This window comes from Roseateles sp. T103, from assembly GCF_057219915.1.
In genome coordinates, this window is record NZ_JBXVVS010000005.1 from 1 (window position 1) to 24786 (window position 24786).

At 66.9% G+C, this 24786-nt stretch carries 26 protein-coding genes and 1 pseudogene; 10 read left to right on the top strand and 17 right to left on the bottom strand.

From position 1 onward, the window contains the following. Window positions 1–284 precede the first annotated feature (284 nt). Window positions 285–2075 (bottom strand): phosphoenolpyruvate--protein phosphotransferase, encoded by a 1791-nt coding sequence (gene ptsP, locus AC2EBS_RS14510; protein WP_484729150.1) that lies wholly within the window; start codon window positions 2073–2075, stop codon window positions 285–287. Window positions 2076–2183: 108 nt separating this feature from the next. On the opposite strand from ptsP, the gene AC2EBS_RS14515 reads away from it, so the two are divergent. Next, a complete protein-coding gene (locus AC2EBS_RS14515) occupies window positions 2184–3011 on the top strand; it encodes a GNAT family N-acetyltransferase (RefSeq protein WP_484729151.1) in 828 nt (275 codons plus the stop codon). A gap of 33 nt (window positions 3012–3044) precedes the next feature. Here the strand turns inward: AC2EBS_RS14515 and AC2EBS_RS14520 are convergent, their stop codons facing one another. Genes AC2EBS_RS14520 through AC2EBS_RS14535 form a run of 4 tightly spaced genes read right to left on the bottom strand, consistent with a single transcriptional unit; the run spans window position 3045 to window position 5446 of the window. After that, window positions 3045–3314 (bottom strand): HPr family phosphocarrier protein, encoded by a 270-nt coding sequence (locus AC2EBS_RS14520; protein WP_484729152.1) that lies wholly within the window; start codon window positions 3312–3314, stop codon window positions 3045–3047. 5 nt (window positions 3315–3319) lie between these two features. Continuing rightward, window positions 3320–3751, bottom strand: coding sequence for a PTS sugar transporter subunit IIA (locus AC2EBS_RS14525; protein WP_484729153.1), 432 nt, complete (start codon window positions 3749–3751; stop codon window positions 3320–3322). Between the two features lie 10 nt (window positions 3752–3761). After that, on the bottom strand, window positions 3762–4985 hold the full coding sequence (locus AC2EBS_RS14530; protein ID WP_484729154.1) for an MFS transporter: 1224 nt from the start codon (window positions 4983–4985) through the stop codon (window positions 3762–3764). Then, entirely contained in the window at window positions 4982–5446 is a 465-nt protein-coding gene (locus tag AC2EBS_RS14535) for a hypothetical protein (protein WP_484729155.1), read from the bottom strand. Before AC2EBS_RS14535 ends, AC2EBS_RS14530 begins: the two co-directional genes overlap by 4 nt. A gap of 158 nt (window positions 5447–5604) precedes the next feature. Between AC2EBS_RS14535 and AC2EBS_RS14540 the strand changes: the two genes are divergently transcribed. From AC2EBS_RS14540 to AC2EBS_RS14550, 3 genes are all read left to right on the top strand, one after another. Then, window positions 5605–6852, top strand: coding sequence for a CaiB/BaiF CoA transferase family protein (locus tag AC2EBS_RS14540; protein WP_484729156.1), 1248 nt, complete (start codon window positions 5605–5607; stop codon window positions 6850–6852). 268 nt (window positions 6853–7120) lie between these two features. Continuing rightward, entirely contained in the window at window positions 7121–8314 is a 1194-nt protein-coding gene (locus tag AC2EBS_RS14545) for a hypothetical protein (RefSeq protein ID WP_484729157.1), read from the top strand. Window positions 8315–8389: 75 nt separating this feature from the next. After that, window positions 8390–8899 (top strand): TlpA family protein disulfide reductase, encoded by a 510-nt coding sequence (locus AC2EBS_RS14550; protein WP_484729158.1) that lies wholly within the window; start codon window positions 8390–8392, stop codon window positions 8897–8899. A gap of 69 nt (window positions 8900–8968) precedes the next feature. Here the strand turns inward: AC2EBS_RS14550 and lipA are convergent, their stop codons facing one another. The 9 genes from lipA to AC2EBS_RS14595 form a co-directional block, all read right to left on the bottom strand. After that, on the bottom strand, window positions 8969–9961 hold the full coding sequence (gene lipA / locus AC2EBS_RS14555; RefSeq protein WP_484729159.1) for a lipoyl synthase: 993 nt from the start codon (window positions 9959–9961) through the stop codon (window positions 8969–8971). A 26-nt stretch (window positions 9962–9987) separates the two neighbouring features. Further along, window positions 9988–10656 (bottom strand): lipoyl(octanoyl) transferase LipB, encoded by a 669-nt coding sequence (gene lipB / locus AC2EBS_RS14560; protein ID WP_484729160.1) that lies wholly within the window; start codon window positions 10654–10656, stop codon window positions 9988–9990. A gap of 7 nt (window positions 10657–10663) precedes the next feature. Further along, complete coding sequence (locus AC2EBS_RS14565) at window positions 10664–10942, bottom strand: HP0495 family protein (protein ID WP_484729161.1); 279 nt, start codon at window positions 10940–10942, stop codon at window positions 10664–10666. 21 nt (window positions 10943–10963) lie between these two features. Continuing rightward, a complete protein-coding gene (locus AC2EBS_RS14570) occupies window positions 10964–11842 on the bottom strand; it encodes a D-amino acid aminotransferase (protein WP_484729162.1) in 879 nt (292 codons plus the stop codon). Between the two features lie 61 nt (window positions 11843–11903). After that, on the bottom strand, window positions 11904–13052 hold the full coding sequence (locus AC2EBS_RS14575; RefSeq protein ID WP_484729163.1) for a D-alanyl-D-alanine carboxypeptidase family protein: 1149 nt from the start codon (window positions 13050–13052) through the stop codon (window positions 11904–11906). 53 nt (window positions 13053–13105) lie between these two features. Next, a complete protein-coding gene (locus AC2EBS_RS14580) occupies window positions 13106–13726 on the bottom strand; it encodes an alpha/beta hydrolase (protein ID WP_484729164.1) in 621 nt (206 codons plus the stop codon). 16 nt (window positions 13727–13742) lie between these two features. After that, entirely contained in the window at window positions 13743–14069 is a 327-nt protein-coding gene (locus AC2EBS_RS14585; protein WP_484729165.1) for a (2Fe-2S) ferredoxin domain-containing protein, read from the bottom strand. Between the two features lie 71 nt (window positions 14070–14140). Continuing rightward, window positions 14141–15271, bottom strand: coding sequence for a VanZ family protein (locus tag AC2EBS_RS14590; protein WP_484729166.1), 1131 nt, complete (start codon window positions 15269–15271; stop codon window positions 14141–14143). Between the two features lie 2 nt (window positions 15272–15273). After that, on the bottom strand, window positions 15274–15696 hold the full coding sequence (locus AC2EBS_RS14595) for a CopD family protein (RefSeq protein WP_484729167.1): 423 nt from the start codon (window positions 15694–15696) through the stop codon (window positions 15274–15276). Between the two features lie 270 nt (window positions 15697–15966). Between AC2EBS_RS14595 and hemB the strand changes: the two genes are divergently transcribed. Beyond that, window positions 15967–16983: a porphobilinogen synthase gene (gene hemB / locus AC2EBS_RS14600; RefSeq protein WP_484729168.1), complete on the top strand. Its 1017-nt coding sequence runs from the start codon at window positions 15967–15969 to the stop codon at window positions 16981–16983. Beyond that, window positions 16983–18083: a magnesium transporter CorA family protein gene (locus tag AC2EBS_RS14605; RefSeq protein ID WP_484729169.1), complete on the top strand. Its 1101-nt coding sequence runs from the start codon at window positions 16983–16985 to the stop codon at window positions 18081–18083. Before hemB ends, AC2EBS_RS14605 begins: the two co-directional genes overlap by 1 nt. A 109-nt stretch (window positions 18084–18192) precedes the next feature. Here AC2EBS_RS14605 and ybeY read toward each other — a convergent pair whose 3' ends face one another. Both ybeY and AC2EBS_RS14615 read right to left on the bottom strand, forming a co-directional pair. Further along, window positions 18193–18642 (bottom strand): rRNA maturation RNase YbeY, encoded by a 450-nt coding sequence (ybeY, locus tag AC2EBS_RS14610; protein ID WP_484729450.1) that lies wholly within the window; start codon window positions 18640–18642, stop codon window positions 18193–18195. Between the two features lie 2 nt (window positions 18643–18644). Continuing rightward, on the bottom strand, window positions 18645–19649 hold the full coding sequence (locus AC2EBS_RS14615) for a PhoH family protein (RefSeq protein ID WP_484729170.1): 1005 nt from the start codon (window positions 19647–19649) through the stop codon (window positions 18645–18647). Window positions 19650–20550: 901 nt separating this feature from the next. Here AC2EBS_RS14615 and AC2EBS_RS14620 point away from each other — a divergent pair. From AC2EBS_RS14620 to ruvB, 4 genes and pseudogenes are all read left to right on the top strand, one after another. After that, window positions 20551–21162: pseudogene (locus AC2EBS_RS14620) on the top strand (sensor histidine kinase); the annotation flags it as partial. Window positions 21163–21265: 103 nt separating this feature from the next. Beyond that, entirely contained in the window at window positions 21266–21919 is a 654-nt protein-coding gene (locus tag AC2EBS_RS14625; RefSeq protein ID WP_484729171.1) for a response regulator, read from the top strand. Between the two features lie 197 nt (window positions 21920–22116). Beyond that, entirely contained in the window at window positions 22117–22686 is a 570-nt protein-coding gene (ruvA, locus tag AC2EBS_RS14630) for a Holliday junction branch migration protein RuvA (protein ID WP_484729172.1), read from the top strand. Continuing rightward, complete coding sequence (gene ruvB, locus AC2EBS_RS14635) at window positions 22683–23750, top strand: Holliday junction branch migration DNA helicase RuvB (RefSeq protein WP_484729173.1); 1068 nt, start codon at window positions 22683–22685, stop codon at window positions 23748–23750. Before ruvA ends, ruvB begins: the two co-directional genes overlap by 4 nt. A 75-nt stretch (window positions 23751–23825) precedes the next feature. Here the strand turns inward: ruvB and AC2EBS_RS14640 are convergent, their stop codons facing one another. Next, entirely contained in the window at window positions 23826–24734 is a 909-nt protein-coding gene (locus AC2EBS_RS14640) for a porin (protein ID WP_484729174.1), read from the bottom strand. Window positions 24735–24786: the final 52 nt, after the last annotated feature.

Sequence of the window (24786 nt, forward strand, 5' to 3'; positions counted from 1 at the left end):
CTCGCCTTCAAACGCCCACGCTTATCGGCTGTGAATTCTTAAAGAACATCGCGATCAACTACTGTCTTTCGCGTCGCCAATCAGTGATCAGCGAAGAATCGAATTATGACTGAATTCTTTTCAATTCGTCAAGCGTTTTTGAAAACTTCTGAAAGTTTCGCAGCGCCTGCTGTCACCGTTCTCACCACCTTCGCCTCGCAGCAGCCGCACCCCGTCTCCAAGGAGCGCTGTCAGCAGCGAAGCCCGCCACTGTAGCACAAGAGTTGAAGCACTTGGGAAAGCAGTCAGTGAAAAAATCTTCCCGCGGCCTGCAGGCCGACCCCAAGCGCCTGTCGAGCGGCTTCCCTTGGATCTTCACTGGCGAGGATGATCGGCAGGGCGCCAGCCAGCTTGGCACTATCGGCACGCAGGACGCGCTGCTTCACCGAGGGGATCTGAGAGGGGTGCATAGAGAAGCTGCGCAGCCCCATTGCCAGCAGGAGATCGGTGAACTCAGCGTCTCCTGCCATCTCGCCGCAGACGCTGACTGGCTTTCCCGCAGCGCGCGCCTGCGCGATGGTTGAAGCAATCAGCTGCAGCACAGCGGGATGCCAAGGGTCATATAGATGAGCCACCGTCTCATCTGCCCGATCAATGGCCAGTGTGTACTGGATCAGGTCATTGGTACCAATGGAGACAAAGTCCACGTGCCTGAGCAGCAGCGGGAGCATCACTGCCGCGGCAGGAATCTCGATCATCACGCCCAAGGCCACATGTGAATAGGCCTGACCGGCATCGTTGAGCTGCTGCTGCACGCGCTTCATCGCCTCGATCACTTGGCGGATTTCGGCGAGATGCGCCACCATGGGGATCAACAGCCTGACCTGGCCGAAAGCGCTGGCGCGATAGATGGCGCGCAGCTGCTGTCTGAACATGCTTGGTTCTGCAAGGCTCCACCGGATCGCGCGCAAGCCCATCGCGGGATTGAGCACATGCTCGTGACGCAGCTCACTCGGACTCATGCGATCCAGTGGCTTGTCCGCACCGATGTCGACCGTTCGTATCGTGACCGGCATGCCCTGCATGGCCTCCACGGCCGCGCGGTAAGCCTCGAACTGCTCATCCTCACCAGGCAGCTCGCCGCCTCGGTTCATGAAGAGGAACTCGCTACGGAAAAGGCCAACCCCAGTCGCGCCCGCCTCAACCGCAGCTGCGGCGTCGCCAGGCAACTCAATGTTGGCTTGCAGCTCAACACGCTCGCCATCCAGCGTTATCGCCGGGGTGTGGCGCAATCTGGCCAAGCGGGCGCGCTCCAGCTCGCTTTGGCGCTGACGGAAGCGGTATTCCTCCAGCACGATGGGGGATGGATTCACGATCACCGCACCGACATCGCCATCGATGATGACCCAGTCGTCCTGCCGGATCAGGCGCGACGCTTCGCGGGTCCCCACAACGGCCGGGATATCCATGCTGCGCGCGACGATGGCGGTGTGCGAGGTTCTGCCACCAATGTCGGTGACGAAGCCCTGAAAGACGCTGCGCTTGAACTGCATCATGTCGGCAGGCGCAATGTCGGCTGCGACCAGCAGCAATGGATCCTCGCCAGCGAAGTCTCGCTGCCCGATGGCTGGCTGGCCCTGAGGGCTCTTGCCTTGCTCGCGCGCAAGCGCACCGAGAACCCGCTCCACCACTTGCTCCAAATCGGCTTTGCGCTCGCGGAGGTAGTCGTCCTCCATCTCGTCGAATTGACGCGCAAGAACCTCGAGCTGCGCAGACAGCGCCCACTCGGCGTTGTAGTGGCGCTCGACAATCCACTGCTTGGTTGCCCCCGAAAGCGCCTCGTCATGCAAGAGCATCAGGTGAACATCGAGGAGAGCAGCCAGCTCATGCGGCGCATCTTCAGGAAGATCCTGCTTCAAGGTCTCAAGCTCGCGCACGACTTCGTCGCGTGCCCGAAGGCAGCGCTCGATCTCGGCGGGCACGCTGGCCTCATCGATGAAGTAGTGCGCTACGTCGACACGGCTGGACGCCACCAGCACAGCGCGCCCGATGGCCACGCCGCTCGACACAGGGATGCCGAAGACTTGGAAGCTCATGCGGCGACTGTAGCAGCGCAGCCGCTTCATCCAGGCGTCACATCCCAGTCATGCGGCCGTCACCTGCAAGCACGAGCATGAAAGGCGTCCAAGCTAGCCGAGGTTGCCATGAGGGATATCCCGCTGCCCACCCTGCCCTTCTCCGAACTGCGCCCAGATTCAGCACCACGGAGGTCACTTCATGGGCACGATGTGGCCTCGAAAGTTGGGCTGGCTGTGGCCTGGGCCCGCACTGAAGAAGAGATCCGCGAAGCGCAGCGGCTGAGGCACTTCGTCTTCGCCGAGGAGATGGGCGCCCGGCTCAGCCCTCCGGCCGGCACCCCTGCCGGCCTGGACGTCGACCGCTTCGACGCCTTCTGCGAACACCTGCTGGTACGCCTGACCGCCAGTGACGGCAGCAGCGGCCCGGTGATCGGCACCTACCGCGTGCTGACCCCTGCGGCAGCCGGGCGCGCCGGCGGTCTCTACAGCGAGACCGAGTTCGATCTGACACCTCTGGCGGCACTGCGCCCGCGCATCGTCGAGCTGGGCCGCTCCTGCGTGCACCCTGACCATCGTTCCGGCGGCGCGATCATGGCGCTGTGGGGCGCACTGGCCGAGTTCATGGTCCGCAATGGTCTGGACATCATGGTCGGCTGCGCCAGCATCAGCATGCGCGATGGCGGCCACTATGCGGCGAGCCTGTGGGAGAACCTCAGCAAAACGCAGATGGCCGCTGACGAATGGCGCGTTCGCCCGCACCTGGCTCTGCCGGTTGGTGAGCTGCGGCGCGACCTGCCCGTCGAGCCGCCGCCGCTGATCAAGGGCTATCTGCGCTGCGGTGCTCGCGTGCTGGGCGCGCCAGCCTGGGACCCGGACTTCAACACCGCCGACCTGCCGCTGATGATGCAGATCGCCGATCTGCCGGCACGCTACCGCAAACACTTCCTCGGTTGACACCCCGGGCGGGCACCGCCCTGGCCATGAGCCTTACTCGCCCTCGCCGAACTTGTCATTGACCAGCGCAGTGATTGCCTGCTGGGCGGCCGCCTCGTCGGCCCCATCGGTCTCCAGTTCCACCTGCGAGCCCATGCCGGCTGCCAGCATCATCACGCCCATGATGCTTTTGGCATTGACGCGCCGGCCGTTACGACTGAGGAAGACCTCGCACTGGAAGCCGCCGGCCAGCTTGGTCAGCTTGGCCGAGGCGCGGGCATGCAAGCCCAGTTTGTTGCTGATAGTGAGCGTGGACTTGAGCATCTGGGCTAGGCAGAAGGGTGAGGGTTGCAGGCGGCGGCGCAGACAGGCAGCTGTTCCGACGCCACGATGCCGCGGCTGCCACCCTCGCGCGCACGCTCGGCCAGAGCCTCCAGCGGCTCGGCGGCGTAGCACAGCGAGCGCCACAGCATCGGCACATTGACGCCACTGACCACGCGCACATGTCCGGCGCTGAGGTCCTGCAGCCGCTGCGCGGCATTGCAGGGCGTGGCGCCGAACACATCGGTCAGCACCAGCGTGTCGACAAAGCCCGCCGAGGCCAGCAGCCCGCGCGCGCGCGCCTCCACCTCCTCGGCAGACATCTCCGGCGTCACATCAAGCACCGCCAGCTGCGAAAGACAGTTGGGATAGGTGTGCTGGGCCACCTCCCGCAAGGCGGAAGCCAGTGGCGCATGGGCAATCAACAGCAGGCCGGTCATCGTGCCGCCATTATCCGCCGTCGCGCCCGGGCTGCCGCTGCGGCCAGACGAACCAGAGGTAAGCCAGGACGCAGCCCACCGCCAACGCGCCGAAGGCCCCCTGGAAGGCGGCCTCGGTCGTCCAGCCCCTGGCGAGCAAGGCGTCGACGAGCAGGCCCACCCCCCACTGCACAATGAAGACGCCGACGAAGATCGCCAGGTTGAAGGCCGACAAGGCACGGCCAGCCAGTGCGGCAGGAAAGACCTGGGCCACAGCCGGCTGCGACAGGCTGACCACCGAGCAGGCGGCGCAGAACAGCACCCAGGCCCAGACACCGCTGTGCGAGCCCAGCGACAGTGCGAGCACCAGCAGCGCGATCGCCACGGGCAGCAGGCGTCGCAGCAAGCGCTGCGCATCCCAGCCGCCAGCCAGCAGACGGGGCATCAGCGCGCCCCAGGCGAAGAAGGTGCACAGCATCGCCAGGTTGAGGAAGAAAAGCCCGCGCGCCGCGTCGATCTGACTCCAGCCGCAGACTCGCGTCAGCCAGGGGCCGGCCCACAGCGACTGCACGGCCACCATGCCGGCATAAGGCAGCAGGCCCAGCGGCAGCATGCGGCGGAATACCGGGTGGGCGAACACTTCCCGATAGCTGCCAGTCGCGCGCAGGCCCAGCTCGGGTCGCGGATCAGCGGGCACCCTGACCAGCAGCACGCACCACGCGAGTGCCAGCAGCGCCGCCAGCAGCCAGAACAGCCCCCGCCAGCCCATCAGCGGCAGCAGCCACTGCACCGGCAACGTGGAGGCCACCATGCCCAGCGAGCCTGTCATCAGCATCCAGGAATTGGCGCGCAACTGCTGCTCGGGACTGAAGCGCTGCCGAAACGCAGTCAAGGGCGCCATCAGGCAGGCCGAGACACCCACCCCCACAAGCATGCGTGTCATCAGCATGGCGCTGAAGCCCTGGGCCATCGCGAAGCCGGCGCATCCCGCCACGCCGATGCCCAGCAGGATCAGCAACACCCGCTTCGGGCCCCAGCGATCCAGCGCACTGCCCAATGGCAGCTGCATGACGGAGAAACCAAGGAAGTAGGCTCCGGCCAGCAGCCCCAGCTCTGCCGCCTGCAAACCGATCTCTGCGCTGAACACCGGCGCCAGCGTCGCTGTCACGGCACGCAGCAGGGCCGACAGGAAGTAGGCGAAGGCAAAGCTCAGGAAAAGCGGCAATGGCCGCGCGTCGCCAAGCCCGACGCTCATGGGACGAGCCGGACACCGCCAACGAAACTGTCCCAGGGCTGCGCCTCAGCGCCGGTGCGCGCGCCCAGCAGCACCAGCTGGTAGATGCGCAAGCCCCGAGCGAACACGGCGACACGCCCCTCGCGCAGCTGGCCGCCGGACATCGTCTCGAAGCTTTGCTGCAGGGCCTCGTCGTTCGGCGTCATGCCTTGCATTGTGAACGCCTGGGTCGATCCGGCCTGCGCCTGCAGACGAGACAGTAGCGAGGTGCGCATCTCGCGCAGTGCCACGCCCAGCTGGGCCGGATCGCCGACCTCGGCCCAGGCCAGCGAGAAGCTGATGTCGTCCGCCTGACACACCGCCAGGCCCAGGGCCCGCGGCCCTTCCGTCGGCGCCGAAGCGGCAGGCCCGGGCTGCTCGCGCGTCTGCACCGCAGGCTTGCAGGGGAACATCAGCGCCAGGCCGGCGTCGTCAGGGCGCACCTCGCGCCAATCCAGCCTGGGCGAGCATCCGACAAGCATGAGGGTCGCGCCGAACAGCAAAGCCAGGCGACAGGCGCGCGATGCACAGGGAATCATCAGCCGATTATCGGCGCCGGCTCGGCGGCCTGCCGGCCAGACCGTGACGGACAATCAGCGCCATGCAGACCTCATCCGCCTCCCTTGCCCCCGGCGCGCTCGACGGCGTGCGTGTGCTCGATCTGTCCCGCGTGCTCGCCGGCCCCTGGTGCACGCAAACCCTGGCTGACCTCGGCGCCGACGTAATCAAGGTCGAGCGCCCCGGCAGCGGCGACGACACCCGCGCCTGGGGCCCGCCCTATCTGCGCGACGGCGAGGGTCGCGACACCAGCGAGGCGGCCTACTACCTGGGCGCCAACCGCAACAAGCGCTCGATCGCGATCGACATCGCCAAGCCCGAGGGTCAGGCCTTGATACGCGAGCTGGCGATGCAAGTGGACGTGCTGGTGGAGAACTTCAAGGTCGGCGACCTGGCCCGCTACGGGCTCGATGCCGACAGCCTCCATGCCCTGAACCCGCGCCTGGTGTTCTGCTCGATCACCGGCTTCGGCCAGACCGGCCCCTACAAGGATCGCGCCGGCTACGACTACGCGGTGCAGGGCATGGGCGGGCTGATGAGCGTCACCGGCGAGCGCGACGACCTGCCCGGCGGCGGCCCGCAGAAGGTGGGCGTGGCGGTGGCCGACCTGTTCACCGGCATGTATGCCACCGTGGCCATCCTCGCCGCGCTGCGCCACCGCGACCGCACCGGCCAGGGCCAGGTGATCGACATGGCGCTGCTGGACACGCAACTGGCCATGCTGGCCAATCTGGGCTCCAACTACCTGTGCACCGGTGTCGCACCCAAGCGCATGGGCAATGCGCACCAGAACATCGTGCCCTATCAGGTCTTCGCCGCCAGCGACGGCCACCTGATCCTGGCCGTCGGCAATGACGGCCAGTTCGCCAAGTTCGCGGAGATCGCCGGCCGGCCCGACTGGCCCGCCGACCCGCGCTTCGCGAAGAATGCCGATCGGGTGCGCAACCGTGAGCTGCTGGTGCCCGACATCGCCGCCGAGATCGCCAAGCGGCCGCGCGCCGAGTGGCTGGCGGCTCTCGAAGCCGCCAAGGTGCCTTGCGGCGCGATCAACAACCTGGCCGAGGCCTTTGCCGACCCGCAGGCCCAGGAGCGCGGCATGACGGTGGCAATGGCTCATCCGTTGAGCGACCGTCTCAAGCTGGTCGCCAGCCCGATGAAGCTCTCGGCCACGCCGGTCAGCTACAGGCATGCGCCGCCGCTGCTGGGCCAACACAGCGACGAGATCCTCACCGCCGCCGGACTGAGCGCCGAGCGCATTGCCGCGCTGCGCGAGCGCGGCATCGTGGCCTGAGCGCCCGGGCGGCATGCCCCGCAGATAGGCGGCGCAAACGGTGCTTCCGTGACAAAGTGCGCAGCCGACGATACGCCGGTCGCACCCGTCTAGGTGTTGCCCCCGATCCGGGGGATGGACGCTCGGACACCCCAAAACCGACCATGGCGACCGCCTCAGACCCGGCGCCATGACCGGACTCTAAGTACACAAAGCCGAACAACAACTCCCGTTGGAGCCCCTGTCCTTCTCTGCGCGTCCGATGTCCAACCAGCCCCCAAGCCCGCCCGTGAAGCTTGCCGGCGCCGCCAACGATGTGGCGCAGGGGCCCAACCACGCCCAATGGGCGGACATCGTGCAGCAGATCGGCGCGGAGATCGCCGGGCCGCTGAGTTCGGCGCTGGAGCGCATCCACAACCTGATGGTCACCGGTCAGATCGACCGGCAGGGCCTGCGCTCGCTGCGCGAGGCCGTGGCCCATGCGCGCGAAGCCGGCATGATGGGTCAGCAGCTGGCCCGCCTGGCCTCGGGCCGCGTCAAGCTGGCGCGCGAGCGCATCCACCTCACCCAGCTGCTGCGCAGCGTGCTGGCGCAGCGCAGCCGCGAGACGCAGGCGCGCGGCATCCAGGTCCGTCAGGTGCTCAAGCCGGTGGAGGTGATGGCCGACGGCTCGCTGCTGTTCGCGCTGCTCAACGCGCTGATGGACTGGGCGCTCACCAGCACGCACTCGTCGGTGGATCTGCGCCTGGACCTCACACCCTGGCCGGCGAAGGCGCGGCTGGTGTGCCGCTTCGCGCACCGCTCGCTGGACATGCTGGACAACCTGAAGCCGGCGCCGACGCCGCCGTCGCTGAACTCGCTGGCCTGGCGCCTGCTCGAACAGACCGCGCTGACCATGGGCGTGCTGCCGCTGCGCGAAGACGATGGCGGCCTCACCGTGCTGACACTGGAGTTCCCCCAGACGGTCGGCGAGGATGGTGTGGCCGGGACGAGCGCGCCTTCGCCAGCCGGCGAACGGGCCGTCGACCGTCCGCTCGAGCGTGCTGCGGATCGCCCCGCCGAGCGCAGCCGGGAAGCCGAGGGGGCGCCCACCACCACGCTGAACTCCAAGCCGCTGGCCGGCAGCCACCTGCTGGTCGTCACGCCGCGACGCGATCTGCGCGCGCAGATTCAGGACGCGGTCAAGCACATGGGTCTGATCATCGACATGGTCAGCGACATGAACGAGGCCAGCCAGTTCTGCCTGGAGGGCTTGCCGCACGGCATCGTCTTCGAGACTGCGCAGCGCGGTCCAGCCTTCGACCTGCTGCGCCAGGAGCTGTTGCACGAGGTGCCGGAGTTCTGCTTCGTCGAGGTGCTGGACATGGATCACCTGACGCAGTTGTCCACCGCCACCGGCGAGCGCATGGCGCGCATCTCACGCGCCCATCTGGGCGACGCACTCCCCTCGGTACTGCTGTTCGAACTCTCGCGCGGCATGTGAGCGGGCCGGCCGGCGGCGGGGCAATAGCACTGCGGCACGGCCCACTTGGTCGCGCTGGCCTAAACTGCAGGCCTTATGAAGCTGCCCCGATTCGCTGCCCCGCTGCTCGTCGTCGCCGGTCTGGCCGTGGCCGGCGTGCTGGCCTACAACAGCCTCGCCGTGCGGCCGCCCGCGCCGACGGTCGACTATGTGCTGCTCGACGGCAGCCAACACCAGTCCTCGCAGTGGCGGGGCAAGGTGGTGCTGGTGAACTTCTGGGCCACCAGCTGTGCCACTTGCGTGCTGGAGATGCCCGAGATCGTCGCCACGCACGAGAAATTCAAGGCGCGCGGCTTCGACACCCTGGCCGTGGCGATGAGCTACGACCCGCCGGCCTATGTGGCGCGCTTCGCCGAAAGCCGCAAGCTGCCCTTCGGCGTCGCGATCGACAACACCGGCGAGATCGCCCGGCGCTTCGGCGACATCCAGCTGACGCCGACGACAGTGCTGATCGACAAGCGCGGCCAGATCGTCAAACGCTACGTGGGCATGCCGGACTTCCCGCAGCTGCACGCGCTGGTCGAGAAGCTGCTGGCGGAAAGCTGAACCGACGCCCGCATTGAAAGCCAACGAGCCGCTCGAAGCGGCTCGTTTCGCTTAGGCCCGCTGCAGCGCTCAGCCGCCGCTGCTCACGCCCGCCGCGTGCGCCTGCTGGTCGGCGTGGTAGCTGGACCGCACCAGCGCCCCGACAGCCGCATGGGTGAAGCCCATCTTGTAGGCCTCGGCCTCATACATCTTGAAGGTGTCCGGGTGCACATAGCGGCGCACCGGCAGGTGGTGGCCCGAGGGCGCCAGGTACTGGCCGATGGTCAGCATGTCGATGTCGTGCGCGCGCATGTCGCGCATCACCTGCAACACCTCCTCGTCGGTCTCGCCCAGGCCGACCATGATGCCGCTCTTGGTCGGCACGCCCGGCACCTCTTCCTTGAAGCGCTTCAGCAGGTTCAGGCTGAACTGGTAGTCCGAGCCCGGGCGCGCTTCCTTGTACAGGCGCGGCGCGGTCTCGAGGTTGTGGTTCATCACGTCCGGCGGGGCGGCCTTGAGGATCTCCAGCGCGCGGTCCATGCGTCCGCGGAAGTCGGGCACCAGCACCTCGATCTGTGTCTGCGGACTGAGCTCACGGACCCTGCTGATGCACTCGGCAAAGTGGCCGGCGCCGCCGTCGCGCAGGTCGTCGCGATCCACGCTGGTGATCACCACATACTTGAGCTTCAGCGCCGCGATGGTCTTGGCCAGATTGAGCGGCTCGTCGGCGTCCAGCGGATCCGGACGGCCATGGCCCACGTCGCAAAAGGGGCAGCGACGCGTGCACTTGTCGCCCATGATCATGAAGGTGGCCGTGCCCTTGCCGAAGCATTCGCCGATGTTCGGGCAGGAGGCCTCCTCGCAGACCGTGTGCAGCTTGTGCTCGCGCAGGATCTGCTTGATCTCGTAGAAGCGCGTGCTCGGCGACCCGGCTTTCACGCGGATCCAGTCGGGCTTCTTCAGCGTCTCCGCCGGCACCACCTTGATCGGGATGCGCGCGGTCTTGGCCTGGGCCTTCTGTTTGGCGCTGGCGTCATAGGCCTCGCCGCTCTTGGCTTCGTGGGTGATGTTCTCGGTCGGCATGGAATGCGCCCCGTCTGCAGGAGAGGTCAGCGCGTCAGCTGGGCGACCAGGCGGTCGGCGAAGCGCTGGGCCACGGTGGGCCAATCGGTGAAGACTTGAAGTGTAGCGAGGTCCACCGTCTGCATCCCGGCATAGCCGCAAGGGTTGATGCCGGCGTAGGGTTGCAGATCCATCGCCACGTTCAGCGCCACGCCGTGGTAGCTGCAGTGACGGCTGATCTTGATGCCCAGGGCCGCGACCTTGCCCAGGCCGCGGAAGGGATCGTCCGCCGGCGCCGGGCCAGTGAGCGCCGCATGCGAGAAGGGATCCTCCAGCCGCACATAGATGCCGGGCGCGCCGGCGACGCGGTGGCCGGTGACGCCAAAGCTCTCCAGCGTCTGAATCACCGCCGTCTCCAGCCGGAATACGTACTCGCGAACGTAGACGCCCAGGCGCTGCAGGTTGACCAGCGGATAGGCCACCACCTGTCCAGGCCCGTGGTAGGTCACCTGGCCGCCGCGGTTGGTCTGCACGATGGGGATGCCCGCCGGGTTCAGCACATGCTCGGCCTTGCCGGCCAGGCCCTGGGTGTAGGTGGGCGGATGCTCGCAGATCCACAGCTCGTCGGGGCTGTCCTCGCTGCGCGCCTCGGTGAAGGCGCGCATCGCCGCTTCGGTGGGCGCATAGTCGACACGCCCCAGCATCTTGACGATCATCGCCGGCTCAGAGCACGACCTTGACCATCGGGTGCGTCGTCAGTGTGCGGTAGAGCTCGTCGAGCTGCTCGCGGCTGGTGACCAGCACGGTGACGGTCAGACCCAGGTAGTTGCCGCCCTTGCTCGGGCGCTGCTCGATGGTGGCCGGATCGAAGTCCGGGTCGAAGCCCCGGGCCACGTAGGCGATCGCATCGATGAAGCCCTCCACGTTCGCGCCCATCACCTTGATCGGGAAGCGGCAGGGGTACTCGATCAGCGATTCTTCGGGCGGTATCGGTCGATTCATGATGGGTTCTCGCGCGCCGGCTCAGATGGACTGCAGCAGCTTGGCACGTTGGTAGGCTTCGTAAAGCCGTGCATACACGGGGCCCGGCTTGCCGCGCAGCGCGCCGTGGCCCACAGGCTCATGGTCCAGCGTGGTCACCGCGAGCACTTCCTTGGTCGCCGAGCTGAGCAGCACCTCATCGGCGCTCATCAGCTCGTCCTCGGCAATCGGCCGCAGATTGAAGCCGATACCGCATTCCTCGCAGAGCTCGCGCAGCAGTTCGATGCGCACGCCTTCGAGCACATGCTCGCTCTTGGGCGGGCCGAGCAACGCGCCTTCCCTGACGATCCAGACATTCGAGGCCGAAGCTTCAGTCAGGTGGCCGTCGCGGAACATGATGGTCTCCGCCGCCCCCTGATCCGCCGAGATCTGGCGCGCCAGCACATTGCCCAGCAGCGAGATGCTCTTGATGTCGCCGCGCTCCCAGCGGAAGTCGCGCGCCGTCACGCAGGCCACGCCGTGGTGGCGCTGCTCGGCCGACACCGGCTCGGCCGCGACGCTGTAGCAGAACACGGTGGGCGTGAGCCCCTCGGGCATCACATGATTGCGCGGGGCGACGCCGCGCGTGACCTGCAGATAGACCCATTGATCGGCCGCCGGCAGCGCCGCGACCAGTCGGCGTGCGATCGCCAGCCATTCGCTGCGCGTCAGCGGCGGCTCGATGCGCAGCTTGGCCAGGCTGCGCTCCAGCCGCTCCATATGCGCCTCGAAGCGGAACAGCCGCCCGCCATAGACCGGGATCATCTCGTACACGCCGTCGCCGAAGATGAAGCCGCGGTCCATTGCCGAGACCTTGGCCTCGGCCAGCGGGCCATAGTCACCGTTCAGATAGCACTGAACTTCGGGCAAGGCGATGGTCATGCGCTTCTCCTGCTGCTCAAGGTTGCGACAAGGCCCGAGCTTAGCCCCTGCATATGGCGCTTTACTTGATCCAGAGCCGAATCGCATCCCAGGCGCGGCCGAAAATGCCGGCCAGCGGCACATCCTGCTGCACGATCACCGGGATGTCGGCCACCGGCGCGCCGCTGGCGGTGCTGACCTTCAGCGTGCCGACACGCTGCCCCTGGGTCAGCGGCGCCACCAGCGGGTCGGTGCGCTCCAGGCGGCTGGCAAGCTTGCCGCCTTCGCCGCGCGGCACCGCGACGAACACCGCGTCCGCGGCGCCCAGCCTGGCCTCCGGCGCGGCGCCCTTCCACACCGGCACGGTGGCGATGGCCTGGCCCTTGTCGAACAGGCGGATCGACTCGAAGGCGGAATAGCCCCAATTGAGCAGCTTCTGGCTCTCGGCGGCACGCGCCTCGCGCGATGCCGTGCCCAGCACGACGCTGAGCAGACGGCGCTTGCCGTTGGGGAAGTCGCGCTGCGCGCTGGCGATCAGGCAGTAGCCGGCTGCCTCGGTGTAGCCGGTCTTCATGCCGTCGACGCTGGGATCGCGGCCCAGCAGCAGGTTGCGGTTGTGCTGGCGGATCTTGTTGTAGGTGTACTCGCGTTGCGAGTAGTAGCCGTAGAACTGCGGGAAGTCGCGTACCAGGTTGGCGGCGATCACCGCGAGGTCGCGCGCGCTGCTCTTGTGCCCCGGCTCGGTCATGCCGGTGACGTTCCTGAACTCGGTGTTCTTCAGACCCCAGGCCTTGGCCTGGCGGTTCATCATCGCGACGAAGTTCTCCACCGAGCCGGCCACGCCCTCGGCCAGCGCGACCGACGCGTCGTTGCCCGACTGGATGATCATGCCGCGTAGCAGCTCATCGACCTTGGGCCGCATCGTGGTGTCGATGAACATCAGCGAGGGATCGCCCTTGCGCTCGTCCCAGGCGCGCTGCGAGACGCTCAACTGCTGGTCCAGCGTCAGCTTCTTGTCGCGCAAGGCGCCGAAAACGATGTAGGCCGTCATCAGCTTGGTCAGCGAGGCCGGATCCTGCGGCTGGTCGGCCTCGCGCTCGGCGAGCACCTGATTGGCGGTGACGTCGAGCAGCAAGTAGTTGCGCGCCGCGATTTCGGGCGGCTGCGGGGCCTGGGCCCAGGCATGGGTGGCGCTGGCCGCAGCCAGCAGCAAGGCAATGAAACGCTTCATCTCAGGGAACCTAAGGGAAAGTAGGCAGAAATCAAGGCCGCGGGCACCGCCCGTCAGGCCTGCCAGTTGCGCAGCACGATGTCCTTCAGCAAGGGCAGCTTGCCATGGAAGAAATGACCGACGCCGGGCACCACGACCACCGGCAGCGATTGCGGTCGCGCCCAGTCGAGCACCGATGCCAGCGGCACCACCTCGTCCGTCTCGCCATGGATGACCAGGGTGTCGGGCGGCACGGCCGCGGTGTCGAAGCGGCTCGTCGCCGGGCCGACCAGCACCAGGCGCTCCGCCGGTGCATCGGCGGACAGGCGCTGTGCTGCGCGCGAGGCGACGTAGCCGCCAAAGGAAAAGCCGGCGAGCACCAGCGGCGCGCCCGCCTCGCGAAAGGCTTCGATCACCGCCAGCGCATCGTCGACCTCGCCGCGGCCCTCATCCCAGCCGCCGGCCGAGGCACCGATGCCACGGAAGTTGAAGCGCACGGTGCGGTAGCCCAGTTGAACGAAAGCACGGGCCAGGGTCTGCACGACCTTGTTGTCCATCGTGCCCCCCTGGGTGGGATTCGGGTGGCAGACCACCGCCACACCGCGCGGCGCCTGGCCGCCCGGCGGCAGGTCGATCGCACACTCGATCGATCCCGCCGGTCCGGCGACCAGCTGTTTCTGGGTCTGGGCGTTCACGGCAGGCGCTGCACGCTCAGCGACCGACGTTCGGAGGCAGCACCAGGCGCTCGACCACCTGGCCGTTCTTCAGGTGCTGCTCGACGATCTCGTCGATATCGCTCTGGTCCACATACGTGTACCAGGTCGCATCCGGGTAGACCACCGCCACCGGACCGCCGGCGCAGCGATCCAGACAGCCTGCCTTGTTGACACGCACGCCACCAGGCCCCGCCAGGCCCAGGTCGCGCACCTTGGCCTTGCAGTGGTCAAAGGCCTGTTGCGCGCCATGCGGAGCGCAGCAGGCTTCGCCGTTGTCGCGCTGATTCAGGCAGAAAAAGATGTGGCGCTGGTAGTAGCTCATGCCGCGATTGTAGGCAGCCGGCCTGAGCCGCCGCCGCTGTGGGCCTATCGAAGCACCCGTGGCGGCACGCGTCAGAACTCGCGCTTGCCGAGCTGCGTCAGCAGCAGCACCAGCACGCCGAAGGGCCACAGCCAGCCCAGCCACTGCGCCAGGCCGTAGAAATGGATATAGCGGCTTTGCTCCCAGCCGGCGATGCTCTGCGCCAGGTAAGGATCGGTCGGCGCGCCGCTCACCAGCGCGATCAGCACCGTCGTCGCCAACACACCCCATGCAGCGCTGACACGACGAGAGAACAGACACATCGCCACCGCCAGCACCAGCCCCAGCAGCAGGCCCGCGCCGCTGCTCGGCGTCAGCCAGGCCCAGATGTGCTGAGGGCCGAAGTTCAGCGCCGTCGAAATGCCGGTCGCCAGCACGCCGAGCAGGCAGGTCGCCAGCACCAGGACCAGGCGGCGCTCGCCGGGGCGCGCCACCGAGAGCAGTAGCAGGCAGGGAGACAGCAGGCCCAGCGCGGTGACCAGCGACTCCAACCCGGGTGCGAGCGGCAGCGGCGCAGCGAGGAAGGCGCCCTCGCGTTGCAGGTCCCAGGGCGTGCCGGCCAGCAGCTGAGCCAGCCCAAGCTGCAGCCGCGGCAGCAACTGTCCCAGGCCCAGCGGCGCGGGTGGCGGAAACAGCAGACCCAAGGGCCACAGCGCCAGCATGGCGAGGGCGCCGGCGCTATGCGGTACGAAGCAGCGTTCGCGCCAGTCGTGCCAGCCGTTCAGCCCACCCAGATGATGCAACAGCAGCCCGCCGAGCGCACCCAAGGCCGCCCCCACGCTGTTGAGCAGACAGTCCAGCGCCGAAGGGACACGGCCCGGCACGAAGTACTGCAGGCACTCCATCGTGTAGGACAGCAAGGCCGGCAATACGACAGCCCAGATCAGGCTACGCGACGCACGCCAGCCGCTGCGCACACCGGCGGCGTACAGCAGCAGCCCCAGCGGCATGTAGCCGATCAGGTTGAGCTGGATGTCCAGCGTGCCGGTGTAGCGCGGCCAGGGCAGATGCAGCAGGCCCATGCCCGCAACGCCTGGAGGCCATTGCCAGGCAGCGAAGGAATAAAGACTGGCATAGACGATCAGCAGCACATAGGCGAAGGCCAGCGGGCTGGCCGTGCTGCGCCGGCGCGGCGCGAAGTCCAGCGGCCGGCTGCGCCTCATGATCAGAACGGCTTGACGACGGCGAGCACCACGATGGCCATGAACAGAAGCACCGTGATCTCGTTGAAGACCCGGAACCAGCGATGGCTGCGGCGATTGCTCATCTGCTCGAACTGCCGCAGGATGGATTTGCAGACATGCTGGTAGCCGATCACCAGCACCACCAGCGCCAGCTTGGCGTGCAGCCAGCCGCGGTTGAAGCCGTCGAAATTCAGCCACCACATCCATAGGCCCAGCACCAGGGCCGGGATCATCAGGATGACCATGAACTTGTAGAGCTTGCGCGCCATCAGCAGCAGGCGCTCGCGCTCGGCATGGCTGTCGGACGGCACCATCGCCAGGTTCACGAAGATCCGCGGCAGGTAGAACAGGCCCGCGAACCAGGACGCCACGAAGACGATGTGGAAGGCTTTGATCCAGAGCATCGGGGCATCATACGTGCCCGGCCTGAGCGCCTGCCGCGGCGACTGGGCGAAAAAAAGCCCCGGCCATGAGGCCAGGGCTGGAAAGCCTTTTCGCTGTCATCACGTCAAGGCTCCTGCTCAGGGAGGAAAAGCAGGGGACAACACCCTTGCGGATATCATCCGGGACTGATTTTAGCAGTATCGCGTCGAGCCCGTCTCTACGGGAAGTTGCGTAGTCCGCGCAGTTCGGCACACGCCAAAGGCGTCCCCGCCCAGATACCGGAGCCCATCTTGTCTCGCCAGGCCTTCATCCCCGCCCCCTATCCCGCCAGCCGTCCACGCCGCCTGCGTCGCGACGCCTACACCCGCGCCTTGGTGCGCGAGAACACCGTCAGCGCCAGCGACCTGATCCTGCCGGTCTTCGTTCATGAGGGCGTGGACAAGGTCGAGCCGGTGGCCTCCATGCCCGGTGTCGCACGACTGAGCCTGGACCGACTGATCCCGGTGGCCGAGGAGTGCGTCATGCTGGGCATCCCGGCGCTGGCACTGTTTCCTGTGATCGACGTCACACTGAAGACACCCGATGGCCGCGAGGCCACCAATCCCGACGGCTTGGTGCCGCGCGTGGTACGCGCACTCAAGGAGAAGGTGCCGGGACTGGGCATCCTCACCGACGTGGCGCTGGATCCCTTCACCAGCCACGGGCAGGACGGCGTGCTCGACGACAAGGGCTACATCCTCAACGACGAGACGGTGGAAATTCTGGCCCGCCAGGCGCTGGTCCAGGCCCAGGCCGGCGTGGACATCGTCGCGCCCAGCGACATGATGGACGGCCGGGTGGGTGCGATTCGTGCGGCGCTGGAGGCGGGCGGCCACATCCACACCCGCATCATGGCCTACAGCGCCAAATACGCGAGCGCCTTCTACGGTCCCTTCCGAGATGCGGTGGGCTCGGCGGCCAACCTGGGCAAGGCCGACAAGAAGACCTACCAGATGGACCCGGCCAACAGCGACGAAGCGCTGCGCGAGGTGGCGCTGGACATCGCCGAAGGCGCCGACATGGTGATGGTCAAGCCCGGCATGCCGTATCTGGACATCGTGCGCCGTGTGAAAGACGAGTTTCGGGTGCCGACCTTCGCCTACCAGGTCAGCGGCGAGTACGCGATGCTTAAGGCCGCGGCCGCCAACGGCTGGCTGGACCACGATGCGGTGATGATGGAATCGCTGCTGGCCTTCAAACGCGCCGGCGCGGATGGCGTCCTGACCTACTTCGCGCTCGAAGTGGCACGTCTGCTCAAAAAGGCCTGATGCGCATCTTCCACGTCCAGGGCGAGCGTTTCGTCGAACTGGACGGGCTGCCGGCCACACTGCCCCCCGAGGGCTATCTGTGGCTGGGTTGCGCGCGCGAGTCGCTTGCGCCGCGCATCGCCGAGGTGCAGACGGCGCTGCAGCGCTGGACCGGCGGACAGCTCGTCGATCTGCATGTCTCCGACCTGCTCAATCCGCAGCTGCCCTCGCATTTCGACTACACGTCCTGGTACGACCTGCTGGTGTTCCGGCGCCTGGCCGCCGCAGCGGGCAGCGAGCCGGCAGCGCCCGACGAAGCCGGCGCCGGCACGCTGCAAGCGGAGCAGCGCGTGCTTGACGAGATCGACACGAGCCCGGTGGGATTTGCGGTGTTCGACCGGGTGCTGCTCAGCGTGCATCCTGAGGACTGTCTGGTGCGCGAATTCTTCGCGACACGTCTGGGCAAGCTAGCCCAAGGCGCCGACTTCCGCGGCAGCGCGCGCCTGCCCAGCAGCCCGGCCGAGCTGATGCTGCGCATGGTCAACCACATCGTCGACAGCTATCTGGCGCTGCGCCGCCTGCTCAGCCGCCACTTGGGCAGGCTGCAGCAGGCGCTGCTGGCGCCGCGCAGCCGCTTCGCCGACTGGCAGCTGCTGCTCGACGCGCGCAATGCGCTGCACCTGCTGGAAGACATCTGCGAGGATCAGCGCAGCGCAATGCAGGAGTGGCTGGACGTGCTGGCCGACTGGCCTACCGCGGACGATGCGCAGCAGCAGCGCGAGCGCGAGCTGCTGCGCGTGCGTTCGCGCGATGTGCTCGAACATGTGGAGCGCGTGCTCTCGCATGTGCGCCGCCTTGAGAACTCGGTCGAGTCGGCGGTGCAGATGCATTTCTCCGCACTGGGCCATCGCACCAACACCATCATGCGCACGCTGACCGTGCTGACCGCGATCTTCCTGCCGCTGAACCTGATCACCGGCATCTTCGGCATGAACTTCGACACGCTGCCGCTGATCCACCGCGCCACCGGCTTCTGGATCGCGGTAGGCCTGATGGCTGCACTGGGCCTGGGGCTGGGGCTGTTCTTCTGGCGCAAGCGCTACCTGGGCACACAGCGCTGAGGTAGGACCACCCCCTACACGCTGACGCGCGCCCCTTCATGGGGGCGAGTCCGCAGGACCGGCACAGCCAGATCCTCGGACTCCGCTGTGTCAAGGGGCTTGGTGTACCTCAGTCTCGACCTGCGTACGGATCGGCGAAGCCAAGGGCGCGCATGATCTCGCTCTCGCGCGCTTCCATCACCTCGGCTTCGGCATCGTCCTCGTGGTCGTAACCCTGTGCATGCAGGGTGCCATGCACCAGCATGTGCGCGTAATGGTCGACCACCGGAATGCGCATCTCCTGCGCCTCGCGCTCGACGACCTCGGCACAGATGACCAGATCGGCGCCGACCACCGGCTCGTGGCTGTAGTCGAAGGTCAGCACATTGGTCGCGTAGTCCTTGCTGCGGTAATCGCGGTTGAGCGTGCGCCCCTCCTCGGCATCGACGATGCGTACCGCGATCTCGCCCGGCAGCTCCAGCGCCGCACGGATCCAGCGCGCGACCTTGTGGCGCGGCAACAGTGCCTTGTGGCGGGCATCGGCGAACTGCAAGGACAGGCTCAGGTCTTCGCGGGCGATGCTCATTGCTCAGCTCCCTTGGCGCGTTCGGCGGCCTTGGCCTGCGCCGCAGTGCGTTTCTCGTAGGCCTCGACGATGCGCGCCACCAGCGGATGGCGCACGACGTCGGCGGAACTGAAGCGCGTCGTCGCGATGCCCTTGACACGCGAGAGCACGCGCTCGGCATCGACCAGCCCGCTCATCTGGCCCTTGGGCAGGTCGATCTGGCTGACGTCGCCGGTCACCACGCACTTGCTGCCGAAGCCAATGCGGGTGAGGAACATCTTCATCTGCTCGGGCGTGGTGTTCTGAGCCTCGTCGAGGATGACGAAGGCATGGTTGAGCGTGCGCCCGCGCATGAAGGCCAGCGGCGCGATCTCCAGCAGGCCCTTCTCGAAGGCCTTGGTGACGCGGTCGAAGCCCATCAAATCGTAGAGAGCGTCGTAGAGCGGGCGCAGATAGGGATCGACCTTCTGCGCCAGGTCGCCGGGCAGAAAGCCCAGGCGCTCGCCGGCCTCGACGGCCGGGCGCGTCAGGATGATGCGCTGCACCGTCGAGCGTTCCAGCGCGTCGACCGCGCAGGCCACCGCCAGATAGGTCTTGCCGGTGCCCGCCGGACCGATGCCGAAGGTGATGTCGTGCGAAAGGATCTGCGCCAGGTACTGATGCTGGTTGGGCGTGCGGCCGGCGAGATCGGCGCGACGCGTGCGAAGGACCAGACCTTCGTTGGGGGCCGTCGGGGCGACGCGTGCGGCTGCACTGCCGGCCAGGTCGGCCTGGGCCTCGGCCAGGGCCAGTTGCAGGGCTTCGGCGGCAATCGGCTTCTTGGCCCGCTCGTACAGCGCCTCCAGCAGCGTGCGCGCGCGCTCGGCAGCGGCCTTGGGGCCGTCCAGGCGCAGTTGCTCGTTGCGGCGCGTGATGCGCAAGTCCAGCGCGGCCTCGATGCTGCGCAGATGCTCGTCCAGCGTACCGCACAGATGTGCCAGGCGCGCGTTGTCCAGGGGCGTAAATGACAGTCGGATGATCACGGCGCGCTTCCTTCTCCTGGCCTGGCAGTGTGCAAAGTCACATTGTCGCCCCACCGACGCACAGCTACACCGGTCCATCGCGCCGGGCTGGCCTGCACAATCGCCGGTCATGCAAATCGGAACAATGAGCCGCGCCGCGCTGGCCGTGGCCCTGGCGCTGGGCCTGCCGCTTCTGACCTGGGCACAGGACGCGCCGGCCGGCGCCTTGCGCTGGCCGGCAGCGCTGCCGGCCTGGCTGAGCGGCATGGTGCTGGCCATGGCACTGGTCCTCGGCCTGCTGTCGCACTTGCACCGACGCGAACGCGAGCTGCCCTGGCTCGCGCTGCTGATGCTGGCCAGTGCGGCGCAGGCCGCACTGGCCCACGACCACGCGCTGCCGGGTATGCCCGCACTGATCGGGGCGCTGCATGCGCTGCAGCTGCTGGGTCTGGTGCGTTATCTGCTCGGCATCGTCGGCTGGCATCGGGCATGGCTGGACCTGGCGCTGTGGCTGCAGCTGCTGGCTGTGCCCTTGAGCCACCAGCTCACCGCACCCGCCGGCCAAGCCTCGCTGGAACATGCCTGGACTGCACTGCTGGCGGCTCAGGCACTGGGCGTCATCGCCTGGCAGCTGCGCCTGCGCAGCCAGGACCTGCAGCGCCAGGCACCCGATGCGCAAGCCCGCCGCGACCGGCTGTGGATGGCCCTGCTTCTCGCCGGTGCGCTGGGAGTGGCTGGCTGCAATCTGCTTGCCTGGTGGCATATCTGGGCACAAGGCGAACAGATCGCCGCCACGCTGCAGACCTTGCTGCTGCTCGGCCTGGGCCTGCATGCCCTGACGCTTTGCGTGCGCCAGCAGGGCGATGCCGAGGCGCAACTCAGGCAGTTGGAGCAGGATCATCAGGAGCAGGTGGAAGCGATGGAGCGGCGCTTCGTCGAGGCGGCCGAGCAACGTCTCGAACAGGTCACCGAGCGAGAACGCAAGCGCATTGCCGCCGATCTGCACGACGACCTCGGCGCCAAGCTGCTGACCATCGTGCACACCAGCGAGTCCGACCGCATCTCGACGCTGGCGCGCGAGGCGCTTGAAGAGATGCGCCTGTCGGTGCGCGGTCTCACCGGCAAGCCGGTGCAGCTGATCGACGCTCTGGGCGACTGGCGCGCCGAGGCGGTGTCGCGGCTCTCGCAGGCCAACATCCTGGCCGAGTGGAAGTCGCCCGCCGAAGACGTGGAGCACACGCTGCCAGCGCGCACCTATGTGCAGACCACGCGCATCCTGCGAGAGTCAGTGAACAACATCATCAAGCACAGCGGCGCGACGCACTGCACGATCAGCTGCAATGTGCTGGACAGCGACTTCCAGGTGGTCATTCAGGACAACGGCCAGGGCATATCGACCGAGATTGATGGCCGACTGGACAAGGGCCATGGCATGGCCGGCATGAAGTCACGCGCCAAGCAGATGCACGGCCAGTGTCTGGTCGAGTCCGGCCCGGGCTGGGGAACCGTGATCCGTCTCACGATTCCACTGTGAACGTGCGCCCGGTCGCTTGAATCGAACAGAAGCTGGCCGATAAGGTCGAATGGGCGACCCCTGTGTGGTGGTCGCAGTACAGTCGGGGAGAAGGACCTTGAACATGAATCACATCCTGCTGCTCGAAGACATTCCTGAGATCCGCGCCTGGCTCAAGGCGCTGGTCAAGCAAGTCTTCGCCAATGCACAGGTGACCGAGTGCTCGCGGGTGCAGGACGCGCTGAAGCTGGTCGCCAGCCAGCGCTTCACGCTCGCGCTGCTGGACCTGGGCCTGCCGGACGGCTCGGGCGTCGACGTGATCGCCGCGCTGCGCGAGCAGCAGCCCGAGGTGCAGTCGGTGATCGTGACCATCCACGACGACGACGAGCATCTCTTCCCGGCGCTGCAGGCCGGCGCCTTCGGCTACCTGCTCAAGGAGCAGTCGCGCGAGTTGCTGGTCGAGCAGCTACAGCGCATCAGCCAGGGCGAGCCGCCGCTGTCGCCGTCGATCGCGCGCAAGGTGATCGCCTATTTCGCCTCCCAGCGTCGTCCGCAGGCCAGTCAGCTGCTGCACGAGGTCTCGCTGACCGAACGCGAGAGCGAGGTGCTGCTGCGCGTGGCCAAGGGCTTCACGCTGCCAGAGATCGGCGTGCAGCTGGGCCTGTCTCGCCACACCATCGCCGACTACGTCAAGCAGATCTACCGCAAGCTCAACGTGAGCTCGCGCGCCGAAGCGGCGCTTGAGGCCCAACGCCTCGGCCTGTTCGGCAGGAATTGAGCGCTCCCCCTACCGCCTGCGGCTGCCACCTCAAGGGAGCTGAGGCCGGACACGGACCGTCCTGAGGACTGTTCGTGCCTGCCGAAGGCCAAGGCCGCTGGCCTTGGCAGGTCCGTAGGACCGGCTGAGCCGGATCCTCGGACCTCGCTCGATCAACAGTCGACCGAGCCATTTCGCGAGAGACCGATAATCAGCCAATGATTGGAAGATTGACCGGCGTCATCGCGGAGAAAGCGCCCCCGCAGGTCCTCATCGATGTGCAGGGCGTTGGCTACGAGGTCGACGTGCCGATGAGCACCTTCTTCAATCTGCCGGGCCTCGGCGAGCGCACCAGCCTGCTCACCCATCTGAGCATCCGCGAGGATGCCCATGTGCTGTTCGGCTTCCTCACCGCCGAGGAGCGCAACACCTTTCGCCTGCTGATCAAGATCAGCGGCGTCGGCCCGAAGATGGCGCTCTCGCTGCTGTCCGGCCTGTCGGTCGGCGAGCTGGCGCAGGCCGTCTCCAAGCAGGAGTCCGGCCGGTTGGTGAAGGTGCCGGGCATCGGCAAGAAGACCGCCGAGCGGCTGCTACTGGAGCTCAAGGGCAAGCTCGGGCCAGACCTGTCCGCGCCCGTGGCGGTGGCCAACGACGCGCAGACTGACATCCTGCAGGCGTTGATCGCGCTGGGCTACAGCGAGAAGGAAGCCGGTGCCGCGCTGAAGGCGCTGCCCCCTGATGTCGGTGTCAGCGAAGGCATCAAGCTGGCGATGAAGAAGCTGTCATGAGCATCCAGACCGACGATTTCGGCGACGTGCCGCCGGCTGCAGCACGCCGCGTGGTCAGTGCCGCGCCGAGCTCGCCCAACGAAGAGGCGCTGGAGCGCGCGCTGCGCCCCAAGTTGCTCGACGAATACGTGGGCCAGGCCAAGGCGCGCGAGCAGTTGGAGATCTTCATCGGCGCCGCGCGCAAGCGCAGCGAAGCGCTGGACCATGTGCTGCTGTTTGGCCCGCCCGGGCTGGGCAAGACTACGCTGTCGCACATCATTGCCGCTGAACTGGGCGTGAACCTGCGCCAGACCTCCGGACCGGTGCTGGAAAAGCCCAAGGACCTGGCCGCCATCCTGACCAATCTCGAGAAGAACGATGTGCTCTTCATCGACGAGATCCACCGACTCTCGCCGGTGGTCGAGGAGATCCTCTACCCGGCATTGGAGGATTACCAGATCGACATCATGATCGGCGAGGGCCCGGCGGCGCGCTCGATCAAGCTGGACCTGCAGCCCTTCACGCTGGTCGGTGCCACCACGCGCGCCGGCATGCTGACCAACCCGCTGCGCGACCGCTTCGGCATCGTCGCGCGACTGGAGTTCTACAACGCCGAGGAACTGCAGCGCATCGTCACGCGCTCGGCCGGGCTGCTCAATGCACCCATCGATCCAGAGGGCGCACTGGAAGTGGCGCGCCGCTCGCGCGGCACGCCCCGCATCGCGAACCGGCTGCTGCGCCGCGTGCGCGACTATGCCGAGGTCAAGGGCGACGGCCGCATCAGCAAGACCATGGCCGACAAGGCGCTGGCCATGCTGGATGTCGATCCGCAGGGCTTCGACCTGATGGACCGCAAGCTGCTCGAGGCGGTGGTGCACCGCTTCGACGGCGGGCCGGTCGGCCTGGACAACGTCGCCGCCGCGATCGGCGAGGAGAGCGGCACGATCGAGGATGTGATCGAGCCTTACCTGATCCAGCAGGGTTTCCTGCAGCGCACGCCGCGCGGGCGCATCGCCACCTTGGCCGCCTATCGGCACCTGGGCCTGACGCCACCCAAGAGCGCCGGGCAGTTGTTCGACGAATAGCCGACTGCGCCCAGCGATTCAGCCAAGAAAAAAGCGACCCGAGGGTCGCTTTTTTCATTTCCGATCGAGGTTCGATCAGAAGTTGTGGCGGATGCCAGCAGCCAGCGAGCTGAAGTCCGACGCCTTGTTCTTGGCGTCGACGGCGGTGTAGTAGCCGTACAGCTTGGTGCGCTTGCTCAGGTTGTAGTTGTAGCCCAGCGTGTACTGGCTGGCGCTGCCAGCAGCGTTGAACTTCTCGGCATTGCCGTAGTTCAGGTGGAACTCGGAAGCGCCCATCACATACATGCCAGCCAGGCGATAGATGTCGCGCGTGGTCGCGCCATCGTCAGCACGCTGGTAGTAGCCGCCAACCGTGAACGCGCCCATCTCGTACAGGCCGCGCAGAGCGAACTGGTTCACGTCACCACGCTTGGCATAGCCTGCGCCCAGGTGCAGAGCGCCAGCCTGGTAGTTGCCGGCCAGATCGTAAGCGCGCTTCTGAGCGCCTTCGCCCAGGGACATAGCCACCTCGGCGTTGAAGCCGTTCACCGTCGGGGTGAAGTAAGCGATCTTGTTGGTGGTCGCCCAGCCGTTGCCGCTGTACAGCTTGTCTTCCGACGAGCCGGTGTCGTGGTTGTGCATGCTGACGTAGTCAGCGGTGGCGAAGTACGAGCCCGGGGTCCAGTTGCCCAGACGGACAGCACCGAAGGCGCCGGCCAGTTGCACGGACGACTCACGGTTCCACATATTGCCGGTGGCCTTGCCTTCGTCGACATTGAAGCCATGCTCCAGCACGAACGACGCCTTCAGGCCACCGCCCAGGTCTTCCGTGCCCTTGAAGCCGATACGCGAAGCGTTGTTGGCGACGACGGTCTTGCGGTCGGCATTGCCTTCCTTCTGGCTTTCGACCGTAGCGTTGAAGCGGCCGTAGATATTCACGCTGCTTTGCGCGAAAGCGGCGCTGGACAGGGCTGCCATAGCAGCCACGAGTGCGATCTTCTTCATCGTTTACCCTTTGAAAGATGTTTCGACCTCGCCCGCGTCGGCAAGACGACGG